At 57.2% G+C, this 6280-nt stretch carries 5 protein-coding genes; 2 read left to right on the top strand and 3 right to left on the bottom strand.

Translation table 11 applies throughout. The annotated features are described in order from the left end of the window. Nucleotides 1-388 precede the first annotated feature (388 nt). The gene (locus AWB66_RS31905; protein WP_087633978.1) at nucleotides 389-898 is read left to right on the top strand and encodes a hypothetical protein; all 510 of its coding nucleotides are present in this window, start codon (nucleotides 389-391) and stop codon (nucleotides 896-898) included. 624 nt (nucleotides 899-1522) lie between these two features. On the opposite strand, the gene AWB66_RS31915 is transcribed toward AWB66_RS31905, so the two are convergent. Then, entirely contained in the window at nucleotides 1523-2503 is a 981-nt protein-coding gene (locus AWB66_RS31915; RefSeq protein WP_200819128.1) for an NADPH:quinone oxidoreductase family protein, read from the bottom strand. 327 nt (nucleotides 2504-2830) lie between these two features. Between AWB66_RS31915 and AWB66_RS31920 the strand changes: the two genes are divergently transcribed. Continuing rightward, nucleotides 2831-3334, top strand: coding sequence for a hypothetical protein (locus tag AWB66_RS31920; protein WP_087633980.1), 504 nt, complete (start codon nucleotides 2831-2833; stop codon nucleotides 3332-3334). A gap of 136 nt (nucleotides 3335-3470) precedes the next feature. Here the strand turns inward: AWB66_RS31920 and AWB66_RS31925 are convergent, their stop codons facing one another. Next, entirely contained in the window at nucleotides 3471-3785 is a 315-nt protein-coding gene (locus tag AWB66_RS31925) for a hypothetical protein (RefSeq protein ID WP_087633981.1), read from the bottom strand. A 573-nt stretch (nucleotides 3786-4358) separates the two neighbouring features. Continuing rightward, nucleotides 4359-6280, bottom strand: a 1922-nt coding sequence (locus tag AWB66_RS31935) for an error-prone DNA polymerase (RefSeq protein WP_125469877.1), incomplete at its 5' end; no start/stop codon positions are given.

The following is a 6280-nucleotide window of genomic DNA, read 5'->3' on the forward strand; positions in this document are numbered from 1 at the left end:
AATCCGCGTTTTACTTCACTTCAAACTGGCGCCATTACGGCGATCATCCCCGGCGTCATTACGCCGATCCGTGACAGATGCTAATAGATTGGCATGAGTCGATGCTCCCCGAGGGCCTAGACGCGATACTGACGCTGCTTCGTGAAGGAAAAGGGGCTGGGCACCGTATCGCCGACGACGCTTACGTGCGGTCGTGGGCTCTCAAGTCACGGGGCTATTTCGTGCGATGAGAAAGAGTAGGCTGTCAATTCCTGCGAGGTGCGAAGCCTGTTTATCTAAGTATTCAAAAGCAGCGTGGCGCACGCTCCTGTTCGGCTGTCTTTGCGCGGCTTAATCGACCCTCGCTCGCAGGTCGATAGCAGAGAAGGCACCTGGTGGAGAGAGAGCTATGAAGAAATCTAATGCATTCTTGACCTGTGTGGCGCTACAACTGGCCGCCGCCACAACCGTTGTAGCTCAGGAGGCCAACGCACCAGTAGCAAGCTTACCTCGAGAAGGAACCACGAGTTACACGGCTTACTTCACCTCTCACCTTGTGGCGAAGCAAACGCTCGGCACTAACGACAATACTTCTATTCGAGAAGTACTAGGAATCACCCGGAATTCCGAAGGAAAGCCTTACTTCGACAGCCTGGCCGTTCGGTGCCTTCTTTATGTGCAGAACCTCGCGGGGAAAGTTGCCGGCCAGGGTAACTGCGTCGAAACCGACGCCGACGGCGATAAAATTTTCAGTACTTTCGACTACACCTCAAAAGTACACGTCCTGACTGGAGGCACTGGGAAGTATGAAGGCATCACCGGCAATGCGCCGTTCACATTCAAACCACTCCAAGCCCCGGGAATAGACGAAGGCGCGGCCATCGTCGACCATAAAGTGTCATGGCACTTCAACAAATGACCGCAGCCATCAGAAGGCCTTCGCCCGCTCGAATGTGGTTACGCCGACTCACCAAAGCAGCTAACGTTGCCTTAAGCGGCGCACTCTGCCGCGTTTTTTATTGCGGGTGCCGCTGCGTCGTCGGGCCGAGGCGCAAAGTCATAGAAGCGCGTCAACGCGAACTCCCGGTAGTGACAACCTCCACCGATGGGCGGTTTCAAGTCGAAACGCATCAAGGCGCTCAATGTTCAACGTCGGGAATCACGCGATTTTCACGACGACCCGTAAATCGCTTGAGTCCAGCCGTGCCGCTTCTCGCCTCCGCGACGCCATCCGCATCCCCGTCAAGGGTGATAGTGGGCAAGACAATGGATGGAGACGCGGCGAGGGAGCGTTCCATTTCTTCGAAAAGCGGGTCGCCATCAACGAGCCGAAATCGGTGTCGATACGAGTGTGAATCACTACATCGACGAAATCAGGATTCTTGAAATCGGCTGCTGACCGGGCAAAGGTTTGGAGGCCGACTCAAGTGCTTGGGACTGGAAGTCGGTTGTCGTCTGATAGGAGAAGCGTGAATGCCCCGCTCATAACGGGCCATCGCAAAGCCATTGTCGGGGATATGGCTGTATCCGCGTCCTAACCCGTCTATGGCTTAACCAATACCTTCCCTACCTTGTTGCGCGCGGCAAGCGTCGTGAAGGCTTCCTGAGCCTCGTCCAACGAGTGTTCGATGTACGCGACGGGCTGTAAGACTCCATCTGCAAAACGTTGGAACAGCGCTTGCGCTGCGGCAAACGCTTCTGCTTTGTGCCCGTCCACGAAATGACGAACGTCGACACCGACAAGACTTGCCGACTTGAGTAACGCGAGATTCGTCGGCAGTTTCGGTATGCTTCCTGATGCAAATCCGATGACTAAGTGCCTGCCACTCTTGGCAAGAGAGCGGAACGACGGCTCAGAATCGACGCCTCCCACCGGGTCAACGATTACATCAATCGCTCCATCTGCCGCGATTGCGCGAAGTTGGTCCCGCAATGGCGGGCCGTCGGAACCGAGAACGAGCACATCTACCGCTCCTAGTTCCCTAGCCCTCGCGGCCTTACTTTGGGATGAGACTGCGGCTAGGACCCGCGCCCCACCAGAAACTGCAAGTTGCACCGCCGCTTGTCCAACCCCGCCCGCGGCTCCTAAGACCAAGACGGTGTCGCCGGCCTGCAGAGCACCTCTGACGAACAGAGCATAGTGCGCCGTTAAGTAGTCGACGAGGGCGCTCGCTGCGACCTTTTCGTCGATGCCTTCGGGCAGAGCAATCGACTCATCCGCGTTTGCGAGTGCGTATTCAGCGAGCCCACCGCCGAACTGCCAGACGGCAACTTTGCTGCCCTCCTTCAAACCGCTGACGCCTTCGCCTACCTCCTCAACAACTCCGGCAATCTCACCTCCGGGAACGTATGGAAGCTGGGGCTTCATCTGATATTTGCCTTGGGCAATAAGCCCGTCGACAAAGCCGAGGGCTGTGGCCGTTACTCGAACAAGAATTTCGCCTTTTCCGGGAACGGGCCTTCTGGCCTCTTCCAGCGTGAGGACTGGTGGACTTGCGAAATTGGTAACGACTGCTCGAAGCATCAGGAACCTCCGCAGGCTGAGGGGTTCACACAGGATTCTTCTGCTGGATTCCGCCTCAGGACAAGGCTGTCACAATCCCCGCTCAGATTAGCCGATTGTAACGACGCTTTGATAGGGCGTAAAAGCGTGAATGGCTGTGCGCAGAAAAGGTAAGTCCAGTGTGTCGACAGCGCTCGACGAGACCACGAGCGCTCTTCTGAGTTGGCGGACGTGGCGATACTGCTCGCAAGCAACGTTACATGACTGGCTTGTCACCGAGTTCAAGGGCGAAATTGATACCATTACCGTTGCAAGATATTACAATCAACGAGGATGGGTAAGCATCGGATGGATATTTTCTTTCACTCGCCGAGCTTCGAGGAGAACGTTAAGAACGGCCAGGTCGGTACTCTAGGCTCCAATAGCACGAAGCTCGTCGCTCTTTCAGAGCGGTTGCCCAAGCGTATTTGGGTGTTCAAAACCCCGAAGGGCATGAAAGGCTCAATTCAGCTGCTCGCCTGCCTGCTCATCAGCGACGAGCCGAGCGTCGCTGTGCAAACAGACTACCCGCACGTCATCTTCTACGACGTGTTCTCGCCAGGGTCAGTTGTGTTCACAGATTCCGATACGCCTGCGCGGATTCAAGAAGTCTCCGCATTCTTCCAGTATCGGTGGCACACCGCATTCAGTGCGAGCTTCAAGGGAGGGGCTGGGCTGCAAGCGATTGAGGCAAATATCGTGCGGGGACTTGAGGCACTGGTCGAGGATTGCGGCAAGGTCCAGATGCTCGAGCGCGTCAATGACCGAGACAAGGTTCAGCCAATCAACCCCTTCGCGCGTCCGTCGACCTGAGCGGAAGCCACGCACATTTGGAAAAAAAGCCCGTCGCGTGCGACGGGCCTAGATGAAGACGCGCTCCATGCAGAGAACAACGGCCATTATAGAGTTCCGCAGCTGGTAGACGACAGGCCTCACAAGGCGCTAGGACTCAGTCTTCGATTTCGTCTTCGTCGTCGGCTGGTTCGACAAATTCCATGTGATTCTCAGCAATCTCGATGCGGATTTCTTCTGGTTCGCCCTCGATTTCAAGAGTATTCGGTGGCGTGGCGACAACCCTGAAATCGTACCCGAGGGCACTCGCGTCGGCGACGTATTCACCGTCTTCGTCGTCGCGCATAACGTCATCGTCCAGCATCGAGCGCTTCTCTGTATGGAAGTCCTTTGCCGTCAAGACAATGCGCTCCTCTTCCTGAGTGTCCACTTCGACTACTATTAGCACGGCATCGCCAGAGAGTTCGAGCATATGGCCTCCAGAAGTGACTACCCCTCGGACCTAGGCAGCGCGGCAGAGTTTCAATCTTGCGGACACAATTACAGCCACCCAACCGCCGACCGGAATCGGGAATCGCGCGCCGACTTGGTTGAAGGAAGGTTAGCCCTTTTTGGTTCGGATATGGGCGTCGGACCTCATCGACCTCCTCGCAATGCTCAACGCGGCAAGCTGGTTCCTGTTGAGCCGAGTATTTTGTCGAACGACTCCCTAGCTTGCTGAAGCTCCGACATCGCAACCGCGAAACGGGCTAGCAGCAAGGTAGGCGGAGCGTCGCCCGGCTCCCTGTTGTAATGCTCTTCAAGAGCAACGGAAGCGGACTGCACCTCGCGGGCGGCCTCCGCCACCCGTGCTGCGGCTGCAGTCTCGTCACGGTTTCCTTCGCTTCGATTCATTCTTCTGCTCAAATAGATGCGCGCCGTTCGTCGCAACATGTTCTCAATGATGCTACAAAAGACCGGGTGATTTCCCGCAGGACCGAAACTGTAACGTTGATTGGCCGCAGGCCGCGGTCGGCCGCACCTCGTTTGGCCATCACCACGTGTCTCAGCAGAAGTTACGACTTACTGTGTTCAGTCCGCCCAGTAGGTGCGACATATCGACCAGCCGGTGTGCAACCAGATGGCGAACTTCGCCTTCGCACTGCCACGTCCCATAGACGCCCAGCAAGGCTGCTCCAAGTGCTTCCCGTCGCTGCCGTTCCAGCAATGACGGCCATATGATGACGTTCACGTTCCCGGTCTCATCTTCGATGGTGACGAACATGACGCCTTTCGCAGTGCCTGGTCGCTGACGCACCGTAACCAGTCCACATCCGCGAGCGAGTCGACCGTTTCGATAGGTCATCAGCGTTGAGGCTGGCATCAGTCGTTGCTCGAGCAGTGCCGGGCGCAGCAAAGAAAGCGGATGGCGCCCAAGCGTGAGTCCCGTCGAGTTGTAGTCAGCAACGATAGTCTCAGCCTCCGACGGCGCGCCGAGCACCGGTGTCTCATCGTCAATACGAGCTTCAGCAAGGATGTCGCGGTCCGGGACCGCCGCAACGGATTGCCAAAGCGCTTCCCGCCGATTTCCCGCCAGCGACGAAAGCGCATTTGCTGCAGCAAGGACCTGCAAGTCGCGACGGTCGAGCTGCGCGCGTCTCGCAAGGTCACTGACACTCGAGAATTGCTTCACGGCTCGAGCTGCTTCAATACGTTCTGCCGTGCCGTCCTTCATCCCTTTCAGCAATGACAGGCCAAGGCGAACCGCCATCTCTGAATTTGTTTGCTTCTCGAGCACCGAATCCCATCCGCTGATGGTGACATCTACAGGAACGACCTGCACTCCGTGACGCGTCGCGTCCTGCAACAGCTGCGACGGAGAATAGAAGCCCATCGGCTGACTATTCAGCATCGCAGCGAGGAACGCGGCCGGCTCGTGGCATTTTAGCCAGCTGCTTGCATACACGAGCAGCGCGAAACTCGCCGCGTGGCTCTCCGGAAAGCCGTACTCGCCGAAGCCTTTAATTTGCTCAAAGATGGCTTCTGCGAAGTCCTTCTCGTATCCACGGTCCTGCATTCCGAGGACGATGCGGTCGTAGTATTTCTCGAGTCCGCCTTTGCGCTTCCATGCGGCCATGGCGCGGCGGAGTTGGTCCGCTTCCCCTGGCGTAAAACCAGCAGCCAGGATGGCGACCTGCATGACCTGCTCTTGAAAGATTGGCACGCCAAGCGTTCGCCCGAGTGCAGTCTTCAAGGCATCGCTGGGGTAAGTCACCGGCTCGAAACCTTGCCGCCGTCTTAGATACGGATGGACGGCGCCGCCCTGAATTGGCCCAGGCCGTACGATGGCCACCTCGATGACCAGGTCGTAGAACTCGCGCGGTTTCATGCGAGGCAGCATGCTCATCTGTGCGCGCGATTCAATCTGGAAGACGCCGACAGTATCGGCGAGCGAAATCATGTCGTACGTCGCTTCGTCCTCAGCGGGAATGTCCTGCATCTCAAACCGCTCCCCGCGCTGCTCGGAGATGATGTCGAGCGTCCGGCGAATTGCTGACAGCATGCCGAGAGCAAGTACATCTATCTTCAAGAGACCCAACGCTTCGAGGTCGTCCTTGTCCCACTGAATCGCGGACCGGTCCGCCATCGCTGCGTTCTCAACCGGCACCAGACGTGTGAGCTTGCCTCGACTGATAACGAAGCCGCCGGAGTGCTGCGACAGGTGCCGAGGAAAGTTAAGAATCTGAGCCGCCAACTTTGCCCACAAATCGATAAGTGGATTCTCAGGGTCCAGGCCCGATTCTGCGAACCGACGCAACAGGTCCTGCGAATGGTCGAACCACTGGTGTGACTTCGCAACCTTGTCGACGATTTGCGGGTCAATGCCGAGCGCCTTTCCGGTCTCGCGCAAAGCACCGCGCGGCCGATAGGTTGATACCGCTGCGGCGATAGCAGCCCTGTCGCGACCATATTTCCGGTAGATGTATT

Origin of the sequence: Caballeronia telluris, from assembly GCF_001544495.1 — a bacterium.
Lineage (GTDB): Bacteria > Pseudomonadota > Gammaproteobacteria > Burkholderiales > Burkholderiaceae > Caballeronia > Caballeronia telluris.